Source organism: Acidovorax delafieldii 2AN (assembly GCF_000175235.1).
GTDB classification, from domain to species: Bacteria; Pseudomonadota; Gammaproteobacteria; order Burkholderiales; family Burkholderiaceae_C; genus Acidovorax; species Acidovorax delafieldii_B.
This window is the reverse complement of sequence record NZ_ACQT01000528.1, coordinates 1-1,139: the sequence shown is the minus strand read 5'-3', so window position 1 is coordinate 1,139 and position 1,139 is coordinate 1. Positions and strand designations below refer to the sequence as shown.

The 1,139-nt window shown below is 66.9% G+C and carries 1 protein-coding gene; it reads right to left on the bottom strand.

The genetic code is table 11. From position 1 onward, the window contains the following. Window positions 1-339: 339 nt before the first annotated feature. Window positions 340-1,139: gamma-glutamyltransferase (locus ACDELDRAFT_RS22800; RefSeq protein WP_005801481.1), on the bottom strand; the 800-nt coding region annotated here is incomplete at its 5' end.

The window sequence follows — 1,139 nt, the reverse complement described above, 5'->3', positions numbered from 1 at the left end:
AGTCTCGGGGCCAGCCGCACTCCGCGCCGTGCCCCGCCACGCATGCAGTCGCCATGGAGGGGGCACGCGGCGCGCTGCCGGGTTTCGGGTTGGTGGTTTGCTATGTTTTGAATAGCTATTGGCGCTTATTTTTCATGCGCTGCAAGCCGATTGACGCTCAAGTCCGTCGGTCGTCCATCACCACGCCTTCGCGCCGGGGGGGGGCTGCCTCGCCCAGCCACCTCTTCTTGCCATGCGCTTGCCGCGGGTGATGGCCTGTTGCGGCATCATTGCTATGTTTTAAATAGCTTTTGGCGCAGATGCTTCAAGCGCTGCAAGCCGATTCGGCTCCAATTTCCGTCAATCCCCCATCACCACGCCTTCGCGCCGGGGGTCGGCCCCGCCCAGCCACATCTTCTTGCCATGCACCTGGCCGCGGGTGATGGCCTGCAGGCCGCTGGTCATGTTCATCTCGCGCACCTCGGCGCCGCGGGCGCGCAGGGCCTCCACCGTGGCTGGCAGGAAGCGGTTTTCTTCCAGCAGCGTGGGGCCGTTGAACGTGCCGAAGTTCGGCAGGTTGATGGCCTGCTGCGGCATCAACCCCCAGTTGAGCACGCCATACAGCGTCTTGGCCGTGTAGTGGATGATGGCCGCGCCGCCGGGGCTGCCACCGCTCATCAGCAGCTCGCCGCTGGCCTTGTCGAACACCAGCGTGGGCGCCATCGACGAGCGCGGGCGCTTGCCGGGCTGCACGCGGTTGGCAATGGGCTGGCCCTGCGCATCGGTGGGGGCAAAGCTGAAGTCGGTGAGCTCGTTGTTGAGCAGAAAGCCGCCGGGGCGCGCGGCGTTGGTGGTGACCATCTGGCGCGAACCGAACTGGTCTTCGATCGTGGTGGTCATGGCCACCGCGTTGCCGAAGGCGTCAACGATGCTGATGTGGCTGGTGCCGTATTCGGGCTGGTCGGGCATGGGGGCATGGCTGGTGCGCACGCCGCCCGGGGTGCCGGGCTGCGCCACTTTCATGCTCTGCGCTCCGATCAGCTGGGCGCGGCTGGCCAGGTAGGCGGGCTCCAGCAGGCTCATCCAGCTGCCTGCGGGGGGCTGCACGAAGTCGGGGTCGGCCACGTACTGCGCACGGTCGGCAAAGGCCAGGCGCGCAG